19 protein-coding genes are annotated in these 20,734 nt (G+C 58.1%); 6 read left to right on the forward strand and 13 right to left on the reverse strand.

Annotated elements, in window-relative coordinates:
- Positions 1 to 37 precede the first annotated feature (37 nt).
- The 9 genes from tsf to B149_RS0102190 all read right to left on the reverse strand — a co-directional run bounded on the left by tsf (position 38) and on the right by B149_RS0102190 (position 9,476).
- Complete coding sequence (tsf, locus tag B149_RS0102150) at positions 38 to 859, reverse strand: translation elongation factor Ts (protein ID WP_018123514.1); 822 nt, start codon at positions 857 to 859, stop codon at positions 38 to 40.
- A 28-nt stretch (positions 860 to 887) separates the two neighbouring features.
- Entirely contained in the window at positions 888 to 1,631 is a 744-nt protein-coding gene (rpsB, locus tag B149_RS0102155) for a 30S ribosomal protein S2 (RefSeq protein WP_026167397.1), read from the reverse strand.
- Positions 1,632 to 1,781: 150 nt separating this feature from the next.
- Positions 1,782 to 2,681 (reverse strand): isoaspartyl peptidase/L-asparaginase, encoded by a 900-nt coding sequence (locus tag B149_RS0102160; RefSeq protein WP_018123516.1) that lies wholly within the window; start codon positions 2,679 to 2,681, stop codon positions 1,782 to 1,784.
- Complete coding sequence (gene rarD, locus B149_RS16205; RefSeq protein WP_018123517.1) at positions 2,681 to 3,592, reverse strand: EamA family transporter RarD; 912 nt, start codon at positions 3,590 to 3,592, stop codon at positions 2,681 to 2,683. Before rarD ends, B149_RS0102160 begins: the two co-directional genes overlap by 1 nt.
- Positions 3,593 to 3,832: 240 nt before the next feature.
- Positions 3,833 to 4,645: a substrate-binding periplasmic protein gene (locus tag B149_RS0102170; protein ID WP_018123518.1), complete on the reverse strand. Its 813-nt coding sequence runs from the start codon at positions 4,643 to 4,645 to the stop codon at positions 3,833 to 3,835.
- Between the two features lie 120 nt (positions 4,646 to 4,765).
- Positions 4,766 to 6,355, reverse strand: coding sequence for a sigma-54-dependent Fis family transcriptional regulator (locus tag B149_RS0102175; protein WP_018123519.1), 1,590 nt, complete (start codon positions 6,353 to 6,355; stop codon positions 4,766 to 4,768).
- A gap of 11 nt (positions 6,356 to 6,366) precedes the next feature.
- Positions 6,367 to 6,960, reverse strand: coding sequence for an indolepyruvate oxidoreductase subunit beta (locus tag B149_RS0102180; protein ID WP_018123520.1), 594 nt, complete (start codon positions 6,958 to 6,960; stop codon positions 6,367 to 6,369).
- A 1-nt stretch (position 6,961) separates the two neighbouring features.
- Complete coding sequence (gene iorA / locus B149_RS0102185; RefSeq protein WP_018123521.1) at positions 6,962 to 8,800, reverse strand: indolepyruvate ferredoxin oxidoreductase subunit alpha; 1,839 nt, start codon at positions 8,798 to 8,800, stop codon at positions 6,962 to 6,964.
- Positions 8,801 to 8,825: 25 nt separating this feature from the next.
- Positions 8,826 to 9,476 carry a YfgM family protein gene (locus tag B149_RS0102190; protein ID WP_018123522.1) on the reverse strand — a complete coding sequence of 217 codons (651 nt, stop codon included), beginning with the start codon at positions 9,474 to 9,476 and terminating at the stop codon, positions 8,826 to 8,828.
- 514 nt (positions 9,477 to 9,990) lie between these two features.
- Between B149_RS0102190 and B149_RS0102195 the strand changes: the two genes are divergently transcribed.
- The gene (locus tag B149_RS0102195) at positions 9,991 to 11,250 is read left to right on the forward strand and encodes a glutamate-5-semialdehyde dehydrogenase (protein ID WP_018123523.1); all 1,260 of its coding nucleotides are present in this window, start codon (positions 9,991 to 9,993) and stop codon (positions 11,248 to 11,250) included.
- Between the two features lie 132 nt (positions 11,251 to 11,382).
- Positions 11,383 to 12,033, forward strand: coding sequence for a nicotinate (nicotinamide) nucleotide adenylyltransferase (nadD, locus tag B149_RS0102200; RefSeq protein ID WP_018123524.1), 651 nt, complete (start codon positions 11,383 to 11,385; stop codon positions 12,031 to 12,033).
- Positions 12,034 to 12,454: 421 nt separating this feature from the next.
- On the opposite strand, the gene B149_RS0102205 is transcribed toward nadD, so the two are convergent.
- The 4 genes from B149_RS0102205 to B149_RS0102220 all read right to left on the reverse strand — a co-directional run bounded on the left by B149_RS0102205 (position 12,455) and on the right by B149_RS0102220 (position 15,569).
- Entirely contained in the window at positions 12,455 to 13,432 is a 978-nt protein-coding gene (locus B149_RS0102205) for a 4Fe-4S binding protein (RefSeq protein WP_026167399.1), read from the reverse strand.
- 148 nt (positions 13,433 to 13,580) lie between these two features.
- The gene (locus tag B149_RS0102210; protein ID WP_018123526.1) at positions 13,581 to 13,871 is read right to left on the reverse strand and encodes a hypothetical protein; all 291 of its coding nucleotides are present in this window, start codon (positions 13,869 to 13,871) and stop codon (positions 13,581 to 13,583) included.
- A 292-nt stretch (positions 13,872 to 14,163) separates the two neighbouring features.
- Entirely contained in the window at positions 14,164 to 14,964 is an 801-nt protein-coding gene (mazG, locus tag B149_RS0102215) for a nucleoside triphosphate pyrophosphohydrolase (protein ID WP_018123527.1), read from the reverse strand.
- 14 nt (positions 14,965 to 14,978) lie between these two features.
- Positions 14,979 to 15,569, reverse strand: a complete 591-nt coding sequence (locus B149_RS0102220) for a CvpA family protein (protein WP_018123528.1) — start codon at positions 15,567 to 15,569, stop codon at positions 14,979 to 14,981.
- A 185-nt stretch (positions 15,570 to 15,754) separates the two neighbouring features.
- Here B149_RS0102220 and rfbC point away from each other — a divergent pair, with 185 nt between their 5' ends.
- The 4 genes from rfbC to qrcB all read left to right on the forward strand — a co-directional run bounded on the left by rfbC (position 15,755) and on the right by qrcB (position 20,731).
- Positions 15,755 to 16,330 carry a dTDP-4-dehydrorhamnose 3,5-epimerase gene (gene rfbC / locus B149_RS0102225; protein WP_026167401.1) on the forward strand — a complete coding sequence of 192 codons (576 nt, stop codon included), beginning with the start codon at positions 15,755 to 15,757 and terminating at the stop codon, positions 16,328 to 16,330.
- Positions 16,327 to 17,775: a mannose-1-phosphate guanylyltransferase/mannose-6-phosphate isomerase gene (locus tag B149_RS0102230; protein ID WP_018123530.1), complete on the forward strand. Its 1,449-nt coding sequence runs from the start codon at positions 16,327 to 16,329 to the stop codon at positions 17,773 to 17,775. The genes rfbC and B149_RS0102230 overlap by 4 nt, the downstream gene beginning before the upstream one ends.
- Before the next feature lie 155 nt (positions 17,776 to 17,930).
- The gene (locus B149_RS0102235; RefSeq protein ID WP_018123531.1) at positions 17,931 to 18,689 is read left to right on the forward strand and encodes a cytochrome c3 family protein; all 759 of its coding nucleotides are present in this window, start codon (positions 17,931 to 17,933) and stop codon (positions 18,687 to 18,689) included.
- A 14-nt stretch (positions 18,690 to 18,703) separates the two neighbouring features.
- Positions 18,704 to 20,731 carry a menaquinone reductase molybdopterin-binding-like subunit QrcB gene (qrcB, locus tag B149_RS0102240; protein ID WP_018123532.1) on the forward strand — a complete coding sequence of 676 codons (2,028 nt, stop codon included), beginning with the start codon at positions 18,704 to 18,706 and terminating at the stop codon, positions 20,729 to 20,731.
- The last annotated feature ends 3 nt before the right edge of the window (positions 20,732 to 20,734 follow it).

Raw genomic sequence — 20,734 nt, forward strand, 5'->3', positions numbered from 1 at the left:
CCAAAAAAAACGGGCCGTGCGGCCCGTTTTTGTTTTCCTAGTCTTCGGCGTCATCCCCGAGTTCGAGTCGGACAAAGTCACCGACTGTGCCGGCGCCTGCGTCCTTCAGGTATTGTTTGACGCTCTTCTTGTCTTCCTTGATGAAGGGCTGCTCCACAAGGCAGACTTCCTTGTAGTACTTGTTGATGCGGCCCATGACGATCTTTTCGGCAATCTCTTCGGGCTTGCCTTCGTCCATGGCCTGCTTCAGGTAGATGGCCTTTTCCTTGTCGATGTTGTCCTGCGGGAGCTGATCGGGGGTGGTGCACACCGGGTTGGCGGCGGCGACCTGCATGGCCACGTCCTTGGCGGCTTCCGCGTTGTCGGAGCCGTTGATGGACACGAGAGTGCCGATCTTGCCGTTGGAGTGGATGTACAGACCGATCACGCCGTCGGCGTTCAGCTTGGCGAAGCGGCCGACCTGCATGTTCTCGCCCAGCTTGGCGATGAGGTCGGCGACGTCTACCATGTCTTCGGGCAGGTCTTCGGCATTACCGGCGGTCACGTCGAGACCAGCGACCTTTTCAGCCAGAGCATCGGCAAAAGCCTGGAATTCTTCGTTCTTGGCCACGAAGTCGGTTTCGCACTTGAGTTCCACGAGCACGGCGTGCTTGCCGTCGGCGCTCACGTAGGAACCGATGCGACCTTCGGAGGTGGCGCGGCCGGCCTTCTTGGCGGCCTTGGCGAGACCTTTCTCGCGCAGGTAGATGATGGCCTTTTCTTCGTCACCGTCGGACTCGACCAGAGCTTTCTTGCAGTCCATCATTCCTGCGCCGGTTTTCTCGCGCAGGTCTTTGACCATGGAAGCGGTAATAGACATATCTCAATTCCTCCTGGAAAGCCTAGCCTTAGGCTTCGGCCTTTTCTTCAACTTTTTCCACAGCTTCTTCCTTGTCGCCGCCGTCCTTGGCACGGGCGGCGCCTTCGATGCAGGCTTCGGCCATGTGGGTGGAGAAGAGCTTGATGGCGCGGATGGCGTCATCGTTGCCCGGAATCACGTAGTCGATCAGGTCGGGGTCGCAGTTGGAGTCGGTAACGGCGACTATAGGGATGCCGAGGCAGCGGCATTCCTTGACGGCAATGTGCTCGCGCTTGGGATCGATGATGAAGGCTGCCGCCGGGGGCTCGGTCATGTCCTTGATACCGCCCAGGGACAGGTTCAGCTTGTTCACTTCGCGGCTCATCTTCACGATTTCCTTTTTGGGGAACTTGTTGATGGAGCCGTCTTCGAACATGGTTTCCAGGTTCTTCAGGCGGTCGATGGAGCGCTTGATGGTCTGGAAGTTGGTCAGGGTGCCGCCCATCCAGCGGTTGGTCAGGTAGAACATTCCGGCGCGCTCGGCTTCCTGCTTGATGGAATCCTGAGCCTGGCGCTTGGTGCCGATGAAGAGCACCTTGCCGCCGTTGGCGACGGTGTCGGAAATGAAGTCATGGGCCTTGCGGTAGAGTTTGACGGTCTGCTGCAGGTCCATGATGTGGATGCCGTTGCGGGAGCCGAAGATGTACGGACGCATTTTCGGGTTCCAGCGGCGGGTCTGGTGACCGAAGTGAACACCGGTCTCCAGCATCTGTTTCATAGTAACGTAAGACATAGTTCCTCCAGGTTTTTTTCCTCCATCCCTCTTCCGAACCCCGATCGCGGGGCACCCGGACACCGAGGGATGTGTGATATTGAAGTCGGGGGTCAATACGTCATTTTCGGCCGCTTGGCAAGTTTGACGGCTCGAAAAATTCGCAGGAAATCATTTTACGCTGATGTCGGCCCGTACGTCGTGCCCTTGCGCCAAGGCATAGGCCATTCTCGGCGTGTTGTGCGCAAATCCGTAATTGCCTTCCGGCGATATGCAAATGAGCCCGCCGTACCCTTTTCCTTTCCTGTGCAGGATTTCAAGGGCCCGGTTTGCGGCCTCGGCTGGACCCCGGTCCGGGATCAGGTCGAAGGCTGTTTTGCAAAGCACAACGCGCATGATGGTTTCCCCGTAGCCGGTGGATGATGCCGCGCCGGTTTCATTGTCCGCATAACCGCCGGATCCGATCACGGGGGAGTCGCCCACGCGGCCGGGGTGCTTGCGCGGTGTTCCGCCGGTGCTTGTGGCGCACGCGAGGTTGCCGTTTTCATCCAGCGCCACGGCGCCGACCGTGTCGGAACGTCCGGAGAAGGCTTCGATCTGGCTGAAGGACTGGTCGTTCTTGATGGAATGAAAGAATGTGAGCTCCCGTTCCGTCAGCAGTTCCTCGGGCGGGAGTTCCCTAAAACCGTTGTTCATGGCAAAGCGCATGGCACCCTCGCCGACAAGAAAACGAAAATCCTTTGAATCCATAACCTTTCTTGCCACGGAGACGGGATGCAGCAGGTTGCGCATGGCAGCCACGCAGCCGAAATCGAGCGACTCTCCGTCCATGATCATGGCATCCAACTCGATATTTCCTTCTGCGTTCAGGAAGGCCCCGCGTCCGGCATCGAATGTCGGATCTTCTTCCAGCAGATTCACGGCGCGTTCCACGGCTTCAAGAGCGGTCATGCCTTGTCTGAGAAGCGGAGCGACCGTTTCGACTGCATGGTGAACGCCTTTGACGTGCTCGGAAACGTGTTCATCGGGAATATCCCATGCGCCGCCATGGACGATGATTCTGGGTTCCATCAGGCCACTCCTTTTCCGTTCGCTATTCTCTGGGCCCGTCGCAACCGCCGGATGCTGTCGAACGTGTATACCGCCAGAGCGGTCCAGATGCACAGGAACGTGATAATGGTATTGGTCGTCAGCGGTTCGTCGTAGACAAAGGCCCCAACGACGAAGGCAAGACTCGGTGCGAGGTATTGCAGGATGCCGAGCGTTGCAAGATTCAGCTTGCGGGCGCCATTGGCAAAACCCATGAGCGGCAGGGAAGTGGCCGCTCCGGCGCCAATGAGCAGCAGGTCGATGCGCCACCCGGAGTTCAGGAAGGACGCTTCCCCGTTCCAGCCCAGCCAGAGCAGAAATCCTCCGGCCAGCGGGGTGAGTACAGCGGTCTCTATGAACAGGCCGGGGATGGAGTTGACGGAGGCGGTTTTGCGCAACAGGCCGTAGAAGCCGAAGGAAATCGCCAGCGTTAGTCCGATCCATGGCAGTTCGCCGTACCCGATGAGGGACCAGAGCACGCCGATGGCGGCGATGGTTACCGCCAGAATCTGCATTGGCCGCAATCTTTCACGCAGGAAGACGAACCCCAGCAGCACGTTCATGAGCGGTGTCATGTAGTAGCCGAGGCTGGTTTCCAGAATACGGTCGGTATTGACGGCCCAGATATAAATCAGCCAGTTGCAGCCGATGAGGCAACCAGTCAGGCAACACACGCCGAAAACACGCGGCTTGGAGAACGGTTCGAGCGTTTCCCGCCAGCGTCCCTGAAGGGTGATGACGAGGGCCACGAAAACCATGGACCAGACGATGCGGTGGCAGAGTATCTCGACGGGCCAGACGGACTGGACGGATTTCCAGTAGACGGGCAGCAGACCCCAGCCGGTGAATGCGGCCAGAGCGGAAAGCAGTCCTGAGGCGGTTTTTTTGTTCAATTCGTGTTCCTTCCTCGACCTTGACGGTACGGCTGGAAGAATAGTGATTTATGTCGGGAAGTAAAGTGCGGCGTGTTTTACGGCAGAAATGGCTGTGGCGACCCCGGGAGGGCCGCCACATCTTGAGGGGTGAGGTAACGGAGAATGTTCTCTCGTCAATCCCGAAGAGTGGTGCGGAAACTTCGGAACAGTATTTACTTACCACACCCATGTGGGCGGTCAATATGAAGCACGTTATAATCACTTCTCGAGGATGTGATTCGCGGTCTGCTTTGGGGCGGTGATGGTGTAGCCGAATGTGTCCCATTCCCGTTCCAGCTTCTTCAGCAGTCCGTTGCGCCGGCTTTCGAGAATAAAGCGGTCAAGTTTGTCGAGGAGCCGCTGCTGGTTTTTCTGCACGAGAATGGAAAGATCGAATTCGTACAGCGGGTCTGGAAGAACCCGGACATCCTCTTTGCCGAGTCCGGCGCGTCTGAGGTGGTAAGGAAGCGAGTGGCGGTTGATGACCACTGCGTCCAGGCGGCCGTGATGCATCATTTGCAAAAGAGTGTGTGAGTAGATGGCGTAATATTGGCGGAAAAGACCTTCCTCTGCAGCCGTGTCCAGATATGAATAGTCATTGCCATGGAGGAATCCGATGGTTTTTCCGCGGAGCCCTTCAAGATCCGTCGAGCTGATTTTTGAATCTCTTGGAACCACAAGATGGTCTGAAGTGGTCCAAATCGTCGGTGAAAATGCATAGTTCTGACGCTCGCGAGGGGTAAAGAACAGAGGAGAACTGAGAGAGAACGCCTGTGCCCGTCCGTCATCTATCCAGGCATCCATGCGTTTGCGCGGCAAACTGACCATGCGTAAGTCAATTTCCGGGTGCTCTTTGCGAAACGCTTGAAGCAGATCGATAAACATGCCGTGTCCCTTGGCTTCCGTGGTGTCGGTTTGCGACATCCAGTAAAAGGGAGGGTAGCTGGCTCCGAAAACCATGACATATTCTTTGGCCGCTGCATTTGAAGCCAGTATGAATACTATGGAGACCACGGTGAGTATTCGTTTCATTGATTGACCAGTGCAGAATTAATAGTAATCGTTTTACATCAGTATCGAGTTGTCTATAAGCCTACGCATGCAGGTGGTTCAGGTCAAATAAAAACCCCCTGCCGAGGCAGGGGGCTTTCGTTATTCCTGAGTAACGCCTTTGCGCTTGCGTTTGGATTTGCTTCCGGAGAATCGCTTGACGTCGATGCCGTACTTTTTGACCTTGTAGTTGACGATCCTGTACGACACCCGAAGGTCTCTTGCGGACTGGAGCATGTTGCCCCCGGTTTTCTTCAGCGAATCAACGAGCAGCTCCTGCTCGAATTTTGCAACCGCCTCGCCGAAGCTGAGGTTGGTGCCGGTGGCCGAGCTTTCGGCAGTCTGCAGTGTGGGAGGCAGGTGATACGTGCGTATGACTTCCTCTTCACAGAGCAGCACGGCGCGTTCCATGCAGTTTCGCAGCTCACGTACGTTGCCGGGCCAATGATACATGGTCAGCAACTCGATGGCCGGGGTGGAGATGCGTTTGACCTGCTTGTTGTACTCCCTCGTGAAATCCATGAGGAAGTGTTCGGATAACGGAAGGATATCCTCGCGGCGTTCCTTGAGGGGCGGTATGAAGACCGGAAACACGTTGATGCGGTAATAGAGGTCTTCCCGGAACATGCCTTTTTCAAGCAGCTCTTCCAACGGCTGGTGGGTGGCGCAGATCAGGCGGACGTCTACCGTGATGGTCTGCTCGCTGCCCACCCGCTGTATTTCCTTTTCCTGAATGGCGCGAAGCACCTTGGCCTGCGCGTCGAGGGAAAGCTCGCCGATTTCGTCGAGGAACAGGGTTCCCTGATCCGCTATCTCGAAAAGGCCGCGCTTGGTCTGGAATGCTCCGGTAAATGCGCCCTTTTGATGGCCGAACAGTTCGGACTCGATCAGCTCCGACGGCAGGGCCGCGCAGTTGAGCTTGATCAGCGGCTTGTCGCCGCGCGGGCTGGCGGAGTGGATGAACTCGGCCAGCAATTCCTTACCAGTGCCGGATTCACCGCGAAGCAGGACCGTGGCACGGCTCGGGGCGACCTGCGTTCCCTGACGCAGAACCATGCGCATGGCCTTGCTGGCCGCAACGAAGTTTGCCGGGGGGATGGGCTCCCCGCTGGAAGAAACGCCCTGCGCCAGCATGTGATTCTGCATGGCCATTTCTTCCTGAAGCCGGGCAACGTGATAGGCGATGAACCCAGCGACCACTTCGAGAAACTGCCGGTGTCCTTCCATGTCGTCCATGGGGATGAGCGGCACGTCAACGGAAAGTGCGCCGATGACTTCGGTGCCGTCCCCCTCCATGGCTCTGTTGAGCACGGGAACGCAGATGAAGCCGAGCTTCTTGAGTTCTTCCTCACTTCTTCCAAAGGCCTTGTTGAGAAACGCCGGATCGTCAGACATGCGCGGGACTATTTCAGGGCTTCCCGACTCGAAAACGCGGCCCACGATGCCCTTGCCGGGCGCGTAGGTCACTTCGTCGGCCATGGCCGGGCTGTACGTCAGGGAGAGCTTCAGGTTTTCGGACTTGGGGTCCATGATGACCAGAAACGCCCTGACGTAGCCCATGTCCTCGGCCAGCGTCTTGAGCAGGGCGTTGAGGCTCTCTTCGAGAGGAGCCTCGCTGCCCAGCACATCCTGAATCTGTTTCAGTGTAGTCAGGTACGCCACATCGGGCGCATCCTGATGGTGAATCGCCATGTTGTTCCTCGCTAGGCGCTTTTGGCGGCGCCGAGTTCGAGTGCTTTAAGGTTGACGTCTACAATCTTCGGTTTCATGGACTTGCGGATGGTATCCGCAAGCGCCTCCACGGTGATCGGGGTCTTGCCGGAAGCGGCCATGGCGCCCAGCAGTGCGATGTTGCCTGCCTGTACGGCACCGGCCTCAATGCCCAGCGTCTGGCAGGGCAGGAAGAGGTAGTCCTCGGTGCAGGCTTTCACTGCTTCTTCAATGGTGGAGAGCTCGGGACAGCTTTCGCGGCCGGTGGCCACGGAGAGCGGCAAAAGGTATTCCGAGCTGGAGAAGATGCTGCCGCCGGACTTCAGGTACGGCAGGGCACGCATGGTTTCCGTCGGCTCGAAACCGAGCATCACGTCGGCTTCACCGTGTCCGATCTTGGGGCTCTTGCAGCCGATGAGGACGGTGGACTCAACCACGCCGCCGCGCTGGGCCATTCCATGGATTTCCCCGGAGGTGACGGGCAGTCCGAGGGAGAGCACGGTGTTAGCCAGCAGGGTGGTGGCGGTCAGGGTCCCCTGTCCGCCGACACCGGTCATGAATATGCGGATGGGCTTGATATCGCTCATGTTAGCCCCTCTTCTTCGCTTTGATGTTGGGACAGACCTGCAGGCAGAGCATGCAGCCGGAACACAGAATCTCGTTTACCGCGGCCTTGTTGTCGCCGTCCTTGTAGATGGCGGGGCAGGCCAGCTTGTCCAGACATTCGAAACGTCCGGTGCAGCTTTCCGCAACGTAGGCCACCTGCGGCTTCACCTTGCGGGTGATGCGGCGGGTGTGCAGCGGGCAGGGCTCTTCGGCGATGAGGACGCGTACACCCTTCATTTCCTTGAGTTCTTCCAGAGCGGCGGTCATCTTTTTGCGGTTGAGCGGGTTGACTCTGCGGATGGTTTCCACACCCACGCCTTCGCAGGATTTTTCCAGATCCACGCGCGAGTCGTTCTCGCCGAGGATGGTCTGGTGTACACCCGGGTTGGGCTGGTGCCCGGTCATGGCGGTGGTGTAGTTATCCAGAATGACAAGCAGCAGGTCGTGCTTGTTGAACACGGCATTGGCCAGACCGGTCAGTCCGGAGTGGAAGAACGTGGAGTCGCCGATGAAGGCGACGACGGTCTGTCCTGCTGCCAGTGCGGCCCCGCCGCCTGCGGACACGGATGAGCCCATGCACAGCAGGAAGTCGGCGCAGGACAGGGGTGGAAGCAGACCGAGAGTGTAGCAGCCGATGTCCGAGGAGTAGATGGCGTCGTCACCGAAGACCTGACGGGTGGCGAAGTACGCACCGCGGTGCGGGCAACCGGCGCAGAGGTTCGGCGGACGGTTGGGCAGTCCTTCGCCGCCAGCGCAACCGCACTCTTCGACGGCTGCTTCGCCCACGGCGGAGCGGATGGCGTTTTCCACCATGGTCACCGTGAATTCCCCGTGCGGCGGCAGTTCGCCTTTGCCGAGGATTTCGATTTCCACACCATTTTTCTGAGCAAGGGCACGCAGTTCGTTTTCAAGCACGGGTTCGAGCTCTTCCACGACCAGCAGCTTCTTGATGCCCTTCATGAAATCCAGCGCCATCTTTTCCGGCAGCGGGTAGCTCATGCCGAGGTCAAAGACCTTGACGCGGTTGCCGAGGCCGGAGTTTTCAAGCGCGTCGGACACGTAGGCCCGGCTGATGCCGCTGGCGATGATGCCGGTCTCACCGGAACCGGAGATGGTGTTGTACGGGCTGTTCTCCGCTTCTTCGCGCAGAGCGTCGAGGCGGTCCAGCAGCTCGAGATGCATGCGGCGGGAGAAGGCCGGGATCGGGACGAAGCGAGACGGATTCTTTTTGAATCCTGAAGGCTTGCCGGGATCTGAGGCCGGACCGAATTCCACCGGGCCGCGCAGGTGGTTCACGCGAGTGGTGGTGCGCAGCAGGATGGGTGCTTCATGCTTCTTCGACATGAGCAGCGCGTCGCGGGCCATGTCCTTGGCTTCCTGCGCAGTGGCAGGCTCGAAGACCGGCATCCCTGCGATGCGTGCGTAAATGCGGTTGTCCTGTTCGTTCTGGCTGGAGTGGCAGCCCGGGTCGTCTGCGGAAAGCAGCACAAAACCGCCGGGAGAGCCGGTATAGCACAGTGTCATGAGCGGGTCGGCCGCCACATTGACGCCCACGTGCTTCATTGTGGTCAGGGTTAGTGCTCCAGCCAGTGTGGCGCCGCCGCCCACTTCAAGGGCGACTTTCTCGTTGACCGAGTATTCGAAGTAATACTTACCTTCCGGGGAAATGCGGAAGAAGGTGTCCGGGACCTCCGAGGAAGGGGTGCCGGGGTAGCATGTGACGACCTGAATGCCCGCCTCCACAGCGCCGCGCACGATGGCCTCGTTGCCGAGGAGCAGGTGCGTATCGCCGGAAGCTTGGGTCAGCAGGGGGTTCGACATTGACTTTCTCCGTGCTTGATCCGTTTTACTTGTTGAGCTGCTGGAGCTTGTATTCAATGAAGTTCTTGTCGGCGGTGGGCTTTTCCATGAGCTTTTCCCACGCCGCAAGAGCGGCTTCATCCTTTCCGGCTGCCTCGGCTGCGAGAGCGAGTTGCCGGTAAACTGCGGCGGTGAAGGTCTCGGGAGCGTCCTCGGCGATTTCGTCGAGCACATCATATGCTTCCTGAGCCTTTCCGGACATGATAAGGGCCTTGGACTGACCGAGCGCGGCGATCAGCGCAACGGCGTCGTCGTCAGAGTCGGACAGGCGTCCATAATAGTCGGCGGCCTTTTCATGCAGATCATTCTTCATGCAGGTCTCAGCCAGTTCGAGGAGCACTGCCGGACGAACGGCGGAAGGGACGTCTTCGAGCATGGTTTCCAGTGCCGTGATGCGCGCTTCGCCCTTGTTTTCGAGCAGGATGGTGCCAAGGCGTTCCTGTGCGCTGCTCACTGCGCTGGCGCGCTGCCAGCGGATGCCGCCGATCACCAGTCCCAGCACCAGAATGGCACCGATGCCCATGAGGATCTGCTTCTTGTACTTGAGTGCCGTTTCAAAGGCCGGATGCATGCCGCCCGACGCATTTTGTTCAGAAGTGGAAAAATCGTTGCTCTGATTGGTTTCGTGTTCGCTCATGGGAGCCTGTTCCTCCGATTCGAAGATGGTATTGAACGCAAATTGAAAACGCGCCGGGAGTTGGGCTCCCGGACGCTCATTGCAAATAATCAAAATTGTAAAAACAGTCAAAGGGTAAATGATAAAAAAGTAAGCCTCAAATGCTGGCAGGCCTCGCCGAACATGGTAGATAGAGGGCATGCCTGTCTATAACCGCGTCGAAACCTGTTGAAAAAAGCCTGTTTAATCAAGCCTCCCGCATGTATAAGCACGAATGGAGGGCAAAGGCGTATTCCACAAATGACATGATGGTACATTTTTCGGCCCTGCACGCAGGATGCTTTGGCATGATTCTTTTGATGAAAGGTTCGGCTTGCAGCGAAGCAGGCGATTCTTTTGTTCGCAAATGAGTTTTCCTCCAAATCATATTCAGCACAGGTGAAAGCATACCGTATGATCCTCGGTTTGACAGCTGGGGGCAAGGGTGAATACATTCCCGTATTCCTTCAAGAATACAATGCATCGGAGGTTTTGCATGACCATACAGAATGAAATGACCGAAATGGGGCGCAAGGCGCGCAAGGCGTCCCGTACACTCGCCAACTCTTCCGGCAAGGCCAGGGCCGAAGCGCTCGACCGTCTTGCCGATCTGCTGGAGAGCGAGGCGGATGTGGTTCGCGAGGCCAACGCCAAAGATCTTCAGGCCGCCGAAGAGCGCGGTCTTGACAAGGCTCGCACGCAGCGCCTCACCATCAGCGACAAGGTGCTGAATTCCATGATCGCCGGCTGCAGGGAGGTCGCGGCCATGTCCGATCCGGTGGGGGAAATCGAGAACATGGTCAAGCGCCCCAACGGAATGCTTGTCGGGCGTATGCGCACGCCGCTTGGCGTCATCGCCATGATTTACGAGTCCCGCCCCAATGCCACGGTTGATGCAGGAATCCTTTGTCTCAAAGCAGGCAACGCCGTCATCCTGCGCGGCGGATCGGAAGCCTTTCATTCCAACAGTTGCCTCGTAAAGCTCATGCATCGTGCCCTGGAAGAGGCCGGACTGCCCAAGGATGCCGTGCAGGCACCCGCCACCACGGATCGCGAAGCCGTATCCGAACTGCTCAAGCTCGACGAATACATTGACGTGGTCATCCCGCGCGGCGGCGAAGGCCTCATCCGTGCCGTCACGCAACAGGCACGGATGCCGGTGCTCAAGCACTACAAAGGCGTCTGTCACATTTTTGTGGACGAAAGCGCGGATCTCGAAAAATCCCTGCCCATCGTCGAAAACGCCAAAATGCAGTATCCTAGCGGCTGCAACGCTCTGGAGTGCCTCCTTGTGCATCGCTCGGTAGCAAGGGATTTTCTGCCGAAAGTTGCCGAACAACTCGGCGGCAAAGGCGTGAAGTTCCGGGCCTGCCCCGAGAGTCTCCCGTTCATGGGCGAGAACGCCGAAGCCGCTAGCGATGAGGATTGGGGCAAGGAATATCTCGATCTGATAATGGCCGTTCGCGTTGTCTCCGATATGGAAGAGGCTATGGATTTCATTGATGAATACGGTTCCAATCATACCGAATCCATTCTCACCGAAAGCCAGTCGAATGCCATGCGGTTCATTAATGAAGTGGACGCTTCGCTGGTCGTATCCAACGCATCGACCCGCTTTAACGATGGCGGACAGCTCGGCCTCGGTGCCGAAATCGGCATCTCCACCTCGAAGCTGCATGCCTACGGCCCCATGGGCGTCAAGGAACTGACCTCTGCCAAATTCGTCCTGCTCGGCGATTGGCAGATTCGCGAATAAGCGCCCCCTCTCGACATTTACGGGCCGGTGCCATTTGTGGCATCGGTCCGTTTTTCACGTCTCAACGCTTGCCGCAAGATTCATGACGTATTATCCTGCAATTCTGAAGAGATCACACAAGGAGTCAGTACCATGAAGCTCGGCATTCTCGGAGGCACCTTCAACCCCCTCCACATAGGACACGTTCGCATGGCCATCGAAGCAAGAGAGGCCCTCGAACTCGACATGGTGGAGCTCGTCCCCACCGGCCAGCCCCCGCATAAAAATGCCAAACGGCTGCTGCCCTTCGAACTGCGCATGGAAATGGTCGAACGCTCCGTCAAGGATATTCCCGGACTCAACGGAAACCCCATAGAAGGTCAACGATCCGGACCGTCCTTCACCTGCGATACCCTTACCTGCTATCAGGAAGAAAAACCCGAATCGGAGCTGCACTTCATTATGGGTGCCGCCACTTTTCTCGAAATCCCGACCTGGAACCGCGGACTGGAGATCCCCTCCATGGCGAATCTCGCCGTCGTCAGCCGTTGGGATGCAGCAGACCGCGCAGAAGATTATATCAAACGTACCTGGCCCGAAGCCGAAAGCGTCTCGGAAAACGAATGGATCATGCCCACCGGCAACCATATCCGAATTATCGAAATCCCCAGACTGGACGTCAAAGCATCCTACCTGCGCGAGCGCTGGCTCAAACAAAGAAGCATCCATCTGCTCGTCCCCGATCAGGTAGAAGCGATGCTTGAAGAAAAACGACAGGAAGTCACTGACTGCTGGAACGATTAGGCCTTAGGCGAGCGGGACTGCCTTTTTGCCTCCGGCGGGCCTTTCAGGCGGACCAAAGGGGCGGGCCCCCTTTGGAATCCCTGAGTTGTCAGCGGGGTTGCAGCTGCTGGGTTCATGCGGCCGCTTAAGTCGCGTCCAAACTGCAACCCCGCTGACGGGGATTGGGGCAGTACGTCTTGGATGAACTGCTTGGAGTCGCCTGTACCGGTATATTCCTCACCCCTTAAAAATCGCCGTCAGCTCAGCCGCCAAGCCGCAAACAAATTGTGGCTTTCGGAAAGTCCCAAGCGCGGCTCGGCAACCCAAAAGATTTTGGAGATTCTTAAGAACCTTTTGCAAAAGGTTCTTGAGCCGCCGGAGGCAAAAAAAAAGCGGGGTGGACGCAATGCGTCCACCCCGCTTTTGAATAGCAGTCCAAATCCTATCCGCCGAAGCGTCCGTATAGCATCCGTGCCATGTTGTCCGGCAGGTTGGCGTTCCAGTGTCCGGTGGCATCTGCAATGAGGTAGCCTATGAGCAAAAGAGCGACGGTTCCGAGTGCGATGCTCCAGAAGGGGAGTTTCTTTTTGCCTGCGGTCACGGACAGGCAGCCGTCAACGGGGCAGGCTTCGATGCAGGCGGTGCAACCGATGCATTGGGTGGAGTTGACGGTCAGTTTGTCTTCTACGTTGATGGCTCCGGGGCAGGCCTTGGTGCATTTGCTACAGTGGATGCAGAGTTTTTTCTTCCGGTTGATGGAAAGCGGGCTGAGCAGCGAGACGAGTCCGAGCAGGGCGCCATAGGGACAGAGGTAGCGGCACCAGAAGTTTCTGATGACGACGCCGGCTATGGCGAGTGCGGTGAGGACGACGGCGGCTGTGGCGCTCATGTCGAGGAAAAATTGCATCATGCGTGCGTCGGCTGTCATGTTGTATGGTGAGCGCAGGAACTGCTCAATGGCTGGCAGCGGCATGGCCACGAAGGTCGTGTAGATAAAAAATCCGAGCAGGGCGTATTTGATGCTTCCGAGGGCACGGTCAGCCGGTTTTGGCGGGACTTTGTCAAGTCCGAGGTGGCTCCCGAGGGAAGAGAGGGTGTTGGAGATCAGGCCGATGGGGCAGATATAGCCACAGAAGCCTTTGCGAAAGAGCCATGCGATGAGCAGGGCGATGATCAGGAAGGCGAGTCCTGCCGGATGGATGGGATCCCAGTTGCCGCTCAGGAGCAGGCGCTTGAAGCTCATGAGGGCGCTGATCGGCAGAAACGCTTCCACGGAAGCGGGGCGGGCTGCTTCTGGGCTGTTTCCGGCGGCCCATTGTAAAAAGGCGTGAAAGCGCCAGCCGATGAAGAGACAGTATGCTGCGAAAGCGGATTGGATTATTCTTCGAAGTGTCGTGGGAGAGGGGGTGTTTATTTTCATGGCGGACCGACAGAATCAGAATGTCGGGGTTGCGTCAACCTTGTGCAATTATGTGCCGTTGCTGGATGGAAAGGGTGATCCATGGCCCTGTCCGAACGGACAAAAGCCCCCGGGCGGGGGCTTTTGGCGATGCGTCCATTCCGACGTGTCAGCCGATTTTGTCAGTCAGCGCACCCACGGGATTGAGTGCGGATGAAAGCACGCTTTTTTGAAAGCCGAAACTCTGGGACATGCGTTCCTGCATCGAGTTTCCGGCATTCATGGTGTCGAGGGTCCCGGAGACCACTGCGGCACCGAAGGTCTGTTTGTCGAACGGGGCGGGCCCCATCATGGAGCCGCCCGAATTGTTCAGGTAGTCCAGCGTCTTGCTGACGACCCGGGCACCGAACAACTGCTTGTCCTGATTCAGCCCGAGGCCGCCGTCAATCATTATGCTCATAGGCGGTGCCTCCTCCGGCCGCAGGACGGAATGGACGCTTATCCGTATGATCGGATTTTTTCGTGATATCTTTAGGTGGGGCTGATAAAAAGGATTCGAAGACAGGAAAAAGAGAGTTGTTTCAATGCCCGAAGTTTTTTTGATGATCGCTGCTGTGATAGCCGGTGGCGGTGCTGCGTGGTTGGTGGCCAAAAAAATGCGCACCGGATGCCCGCCGTGAATGTTGCTCTACGGAGGCATCGGCGCGGGATTCGCCGTATACTGGCTATTGAAAAGGCTCTTTTCGTAACGCCTATTCGGACTGTTTGGCCTCGTCCCAGAGTTGGTTCATGGCATCAAGGTCCATATCGTCCAAGGATTGGCCGCGTTCTTCGGCCATTTTTTCCATTTGAGCGAAGCGTCGTAGAAATTTCTGGTTGGCGAAATCGAGAGCCGCGTTGGCCTTGATGCCCTTACGGCGACCGAGTTCGACGAGGGTGAAAAGCAGGTCGCCGAACTCCTTTTCGGATGCGTCGGTGTCGCCGGCTTCAAGGGCTTGCTGCCATTCCGTCCATTCCGACTCGTATTGGCGCTGCACTTCTTCGTCGCTGTCCCATGTAAAGCCGTTGCGGGCAGCTTTGGAGTTGATGCGGTATGAGCGAAGCAGCGGCGGAAGCCCTTTGGGCAGGGAGTCGAATACGCCTTTGCTGCCTTCTGATTCCTTTTCCTGCTTCTTGGTCTTTTCCCAATTGTCCCAGAGCTGTTCCTGCGTGTCGAAGCGCTTTTTGCCGAAGACGTGCGGGTGGCGGCGGATCATCTTGGCGGCACTGTGCCGCAGGGCGTCAGACATGGAAAAATCGCCGCTCTGTTCGTGAAGGGTGTTCATGAAAAGGAGGATGAACAGGACGTCGCCCATCTCCTCCATGGTTTCCCGGGTGTCACCTGCTCGGATGCCTTCGATGAGTTCGAAGGTTTCTTCGGCAAGGTAGTCGCAGAGACTGGCAGGAGTCTGGTCCTTATCCCACGGGCAGCCTTCCGGCCCGAGCAGGGAGTTCAGGACGTCGCGAAGTTCCGCCAGAGCCTCGGCTCCGTCGTCGAAAGTGCGTTCAGACATGAAATCGCTCCGTATCAGTTGTTTTGCGGGTTGGTCACGGTGCCTTCGATGATGCCCTCACCCTCGGGGTGATCCGGCATGATCTCAGGTTGCTCGGAGGATTCCGGCACCACGAGCCCTCTTTGACGCAGGGTTTCCTTGAGGGATTCCGGCGCGAGATGCATGGTGTACGCGATGACAGGCTGTGCGCGTGGCGCCACTGCGGATTCCCGGAGAAAGTCGGAGTCCTCGAAAAACGAGTTCAGTACCAACAGGGTCATCATCACGACCACGGCCCCTTCGAGCATTCCGAAAAATGCTCCAGCAATGCGGTCGAGCCAGCCGAGCAGGGCGATCTCCAGCATTTCGCGAAGCAGGCGCGCGATGAGCCAGCAGGCCACAAGGACACCCACGAACACGGCGACGTAGCTGATGCCCCGGATGGTCGCTTCGTTGGAGATGTATACGCTCAGATGCGGCGCAAGCACGTCGTGGTAGCGGGAGGCCACTGCAAAGGCCAGAAATATGGACGCCAGAGCTATGGCCTCGCGGACGAACCCGCGGAAAAAGCCGCGGGCAACCAGCAGGCCGAAAGCCAGAACGAGCAGTATATCGAGAAAATTCATTTCACTTTCCGGGGTTTCACGGTGACGCGTTCCGCACTCATTAACAGAGCATACTCCGAATGTGAACTGGGTATGCGGAAATGTCTTTTTCCATGCAGGGATTGCTCTCCACGGGGTTGTTATCCATCCTGATCTCGGATAATTGAGAGCACAGTGTTCACCGCATGAAAAAGGAAATCGATTTGCTGAACGTCATTGAAACCGGCCTGCCGGGCCTTCTGGTGATCGAACCGCGCGTTTTTGCCGACCAGAGAGGGTTCTTTTTGGAATCCTACAACCGGGAACGATTCCGGGCGGTGGGCGTGAACGCCGATTTCATCCAGGACAACCATGCATTCTCGGCCGAACCGGGCGTTCTCAGGGGATTCCATTTTCAGCGCCCTCCGGCGGCGCAGGCCAAACTGGTCTGGGTTGTTGCGGGCAAAGTACTCGATGTGGTCGTAGATCTCCGGGTAGGGTCTCCCACCTATGGGCGAACCTTCACCGGAGAACTCAGTGGCAGAAATCAGCGCAGGATGTTCATCCCCAAGGGGTTTGGCCATGCCTACGCCGTTTTGGAGCCCGGCACCCATTTCATGTATAAGGTGGACGCTCCCTACGCTCCCGATCTCGAAGGCGGCATCGCCTGGGACGATCCGCAGCTTGCCGTGGACTGGCAGAACGCCTTTGGCGAGGAAGGGCCGATCCTTTCCGCCAAAGACCGGGAGCTGCCGGGAATGACCGATTTCGAATCCCCCTTCAGCTACGAGGAGAAAGCATGACCGAACAGGAATCCGTGGGCGAAAAGACGGGCGAACGCCCCGAGTGCCATGCGGTGATACTGGCTGGCGGGTCCGGGACCCGGCTCTGGCCGTTGTCGCGAAACCTGCTGCCCAAGCAGCTCATGGCATTGGATGGCGAGACGACCCTGCTGCAGCAGACCGTCGAACGCGTCGCAACCGTTTTTCCGCCGGAGCGGATCTGGATCGTCACCAATGAGGATCATGTTTTCGAGGTCCGCAAGCAGGTGACGTCCGTTGCCAAGGAGCTCGATGGCCATGTTCTGGCCGAGCCCATGGGACGCAACACGCTTCCGGCGATCATGCTTGCTCTGGAAAAGGTTCTTGAAGGGGACGGAGAAAAGCAGGTGGCGGTTTTCCCCTCCGACCATCTGGTGCGTGACGCCGAGAAATGGGGGCACGCCGTCGAAGGCGGCAGCGAGCTGGCATCCCAGGGCCACTTTGTCACGTTCGGCGTCAAGGCCGTCAAGCCGGAAACGGGGTATGGGTACATCACGGTTGGTGAGCCTCTGGGCGACAACACCTATACCGTGGAAGGCTTCGTGGAGAAGCCTGACTTCGAGACCGCGCAGCGTTTCGTGGCCGATGGCAGCCATCTCTGGAACAGCGGCATGTTTCTTTTCGACTGCCGTCAGTTCCTACGGGCGGTTGCAAGACACCAGCCCGTTCTCTGGGACTGGTGGCTGGCACGGGAAGAGCGGCCGCTTGTGGATGGGTACGGAAAACTGCCCGACGTTTCGGTGGACTATGGCATCGTCGAGCATATCGACAACATTGCCGTGGTGGCCGCGAACTTCGGATGGGACGACCTCGGCAGCTGGGAGGCAATGTACCGCCTTGGTGACAAAGATGCCGACGGCAACGTGATTCAGGGCGATGTCCTGGCCATGGACTGCGAGAACTGCCTGCTCATTTCCAAGGGTGGCAAGCTTGCGGTGGTCGGGCTTCGCGACATGATCATGGTGCAGACCCGCGACGCCACGCTCTCCTGCCCGCTGCCCAAGGTGCAGCGTGTCAAGGAGCTGGTGGACCGGCTCAAGATGCAGGGGAGCCAGCTCGTCGAGAGCCATCCCATGGTTCACAGGCCGTGGGGCAGCTACATCGTGCTGGAGGAAGGGGACAACTACAAGATCAAGCGTCTGGTGGTGACCCCCGGGGCCAACCTGAGTTCGCAGATGCATCATCATCGCAGCGAGCACTGGGCGGTCATCAAGGGTACGGCGCGCGTGGAGATCGACCACGAGCCGCTTCTGCTCGTGGAAAACCAGACGGTGGACATCCCCAAGGCGTCCCAGCACAGGCTTGGGAATCCGGGGCGTGTGCCGCTGGAAATCATCGAAATTCAAAGCGGTCCGTATCTGGAAGAGGACGACATCGTCCGCTTCGACGACGTGTACGGCAGGGTGAAGCCCCGCAAAGAGGGGTAGTGCTTTTTCGTCCTGAAATTGCAGTCTTTTTTGTCCTACGAGAGATAGTGAAAATATTCATTATGTCTTGACACACAAAAGAGATGTGCCGTATGCATGCGTAGTTAATTTGTGCGTTTTTTTCACAAAAACATTAGGAGTGATGGGGCGAGGTTATGGAGGAAAGAAAAGCATCGAAACGGTGTGGTGGAGTCCTTCCGTTCTTCATCGGCTTCCTTCTTAGCTGCATCATTGGCTGGGCCGTGATTCCGCCGCTGTTCTACACTGAAGTGGAACAGCCGGTCAGGTTCAGCCATCAGGTGCACGTGGAGGGACAGGGGATGTACTGTGACAGCTGCCACTATTTCCGGGATGACGGCTCCTACGCCGGTTTCCCGAGCAACGAGCAGTGTGCCCAGTGCCATATGGTCGATGACCCCGAGGGTGTCATGCAGGCCATCAAGGACAAGGTCGGTGACGACTACGAAAAGGTTCTCGATCTCAGCGAAGAGGAAATGCCGGAAGATCTCACCTGGCTTGTCCTGAGCGGAGACGAGGAAGATCGCAAAGCCGAACTGGAGTACCTGGTCAAGTATGCGATTCCCGGCAAACAGGTTCCCTGGATCAATTACCAGTACCAGCCCGACAACGTCTTCTACTCGCATGTTGCGCATCGCGACATCAGCATCGCCGAGTTGAAGGAGTCGGAAATGGACCTCGACGGCGTCACCGTTACGCCCATCGAGGAACTTGAGGATTCGGAGCAGAACTGCGACCTCTGCCATGTGAAGGGAATCGCCACCAACGACACGCCGCCGCCGTTTGAGCGGAACATCATCAGCGGTTACAGCAAGATGACCATGAAGATGTGGCAGTGCGAGCGTTGCCATGCCCAGATGGGCCAGAGCAATGCCTGTTACGTATGTCATAAATAATGAGGGGTGCTGCAATGGGTTTTGATCGCAGAGCTTTTATCCAGCTGATCACTGGAGGCACCGTCGGCATCCTCTTCACGCCGGTGGTGTGGAAACTTCTTGATGACGTGTCCATCTGGACACAGAACTGGCCGTGGATTCCCACGCTCAAATACGGTGAGAAGACCGACAGGCCCACCGTTTCGAAAATCTGTAATTCCGGTTGTGCCGTGAATGTGCGCACCGTGGCAGGAAAAGCCTTCGGAACCGAAGGCAATCCGGAAAACCCCTTGAGCCGCGGCGGTATCTGCCCCATGTGCTCCAACGGGGTCCAGCTGATGCGCAGCCCGAACCGCATCAAGACGCCCATGGTCAAGGGCGCCGACGGTTCGCACAAGGCCGTATCCTGGGATGAAGCCATGGACGCGCTCACCGGCAAGCTTCAGGCTGCCGGCAACAGCGTCGGATTCATCTCCGGCGACCTTACCGGCACCGCCAATGAAGTCTATTCCGCATTCGTCAAGGGCGCGGGAAGCGACGACTTCTTCAAACTGCCCGGTTCCAATCAGGCTGCAAGCCGCGCCTGGAACGGCCTCATGGGTGGCAATGGCCAGATCGGTTACGATCTGCCGAATGCCGACCTCGCGCTTCTCGTCGGAGCCGACGCCTTTGAATCCTGGGGACCGACCGTCTGGAACCAGAAGGCATTCTCCGACGCTCGTCCGATGGGCGAGAAGCCGTCCTGCAAGTATATCTTCGCCGGACCGTCCCAGCAGAACACTGCTTCGGTTTGCGACGAATGGATTCCGCTGGCTCCCGAAGGCGAGGCAGCCTTCATGCTGGGCGTTGCCCACACCCTGCTGCAGACGGGCATGACCGCCGACGCTTCTGACTTCAACGCGTTCAAGACCATGGTTATGAAGGACTTCAATCCTTCCAAGGTCGAAGCCGCCATCAAGGTGCCGGCCGCTTCCATGGCTTCCGCAGCCAAGCAGCTTCGAGCCGCATCCCGCCCCGTCGTTATTCCCTCCGGGAATTCGGTGGCGGCGCACGCGGCGGCGTTTGCCCTGAACATGCTTCTGGGCAACCTCAACCGCAAGGGCGGCATGACCACCGTGGCGGAATTCCCGCTGGTGGTGGAAGGTGCGATGACTCCGGCCGAAACGTACGAGAAGGATGTCGTCAGCTGGTTCGCCAAGGGCGCCAATCCCGATGTGCTTATCACCGCCGACTGCAACCCGGTCTATTCCCTCCCCGTCGAGGTCAAAGCCGGATTCATGGTCGCGATTGCCACTGAAATGAACGAGACCGCTGCTGCTGCAGACTTGATTCTGCCCGCCGCGCACCCCTACGAGCGTTTCGACGATCTGCAGACTCCGTACGGCGTATCCAGCGCGGTTTACACCGCCAGCGTCCCGGTGACCGACCCCGCGTTCGACTCCATGGCTCCGGCGGACATCGTGCTGAAGCTCGCTGACGCAGCCGGTTCCGGACTCGGCGTGGAGAGCTTCTCCGAAGTGCTCATGGCCAAGGCCGAAATGATCGGCGCCGAGTGGGACGACTACTTCGGCGTTCCGTCCTTCGAAACCGAAGCCGTCGCCGAGCAGAACGGACCGAGCCTCGCCGCCAGGACTCTGGCCAAGGCCGCCGCTCCTGTTCGTGGAACCGGCGCGGTCGCTCTTGCCCCTTACACCATGCTTACCGTCGGCACGGACCGTCAGGCCACCACGCCCAACGCTCCCTGCGTGGTCAGCAGGAATCAGATCATCGGCGACACCATGGTCGTGATGATGAACTCCGCCACCGCTCGCAAGATCGGTGTCGGGGAGGGCTCCAAGATCAAGATGGCCGGAGGCACCGGCAGCGCCGAAGCTCTGGTCCACATCTACGAGGGTGTCCTGCCCGGAGTGGTTGCCGCTCCGTTCGGCTTCGGACATACCGTCGGCGACGAGTTCTCGAAAGGCAAGGGTGATAATGTCTACAAGATCCTCACGGTGACTTCTGAGGCCGCCACCGGCGCGTCCGTCTGGAACGGTTCCACCGTGAACGTCACCAAACTGTAGGGG

The sequence above is a fragment of the Desulfovibrio oxyclinae DSM 11498 genome (genome assembly GCF_000375485.1).
In the GTDB taxonomy this organism is placed as follows: Bacteria; Desulfobacterota; Desulfovibrionia; order Desulfovibrionales; family Desulfovibrionaceae; genus Pseudodesulfovibrio; species Pseudodesulfovibrio oxyclinae.